We start from the raw sequence: 261 nt of genomic DNA, 5'->3' as shown, positions 1-261 counted from the left end.
GAACCGCAGCCGTTTATGGGCAGCGTGATCTCCACCGGCGCGGCAGAGAAGATTATGGGTGAGTGGCAACGGCGGGTTGAGGCGGGCGGCGAGGTGCTGCTGGAAATGCGCTGGCCGGATCGCCACAGTGCCATCCTGACGCCAGGTATTATCGATTTAACCGGCGTGCAGGGCATTCCGGATGAAGAGGTCTTTGGTCCGCTGTTAGGCATAGTCCGCTATGAGACATTTGAAGAGGCGATAGCGCTGGCGAACCAGACC

1 protein-coding gene is annotated in these 261 nt (G+C 59.8%); it reads left to right on the top strand.

Annotation, left to right across the window (positions count from 1 at the left end; all coding sequences use genetic code 11):
• Positions 1–15: 15 nt before the first annotated feature.
• The coding region (locus SB756_RS31570; RefSeq protein ID WP_410913434.1) for an aldehyde dehydrogenase family protein at positions 16–261 on the top strand (246 nt) is incomplete at its 3' end.

It is taken from the genome of Pseudomonas sp. SIMBA_068 (assembly GCF_046534705.1).
Taxonomy (GTDB): Bacteria; Pseudomonadota; Gammaproteobacteria; order Pseudomonadales; family Pseudomonadaceae; genus Aquipseudomonas; species Aquipseudomonas putida.
This window is presented reverse-complemented; position numbering and strand designations above follow the sequence as displayed.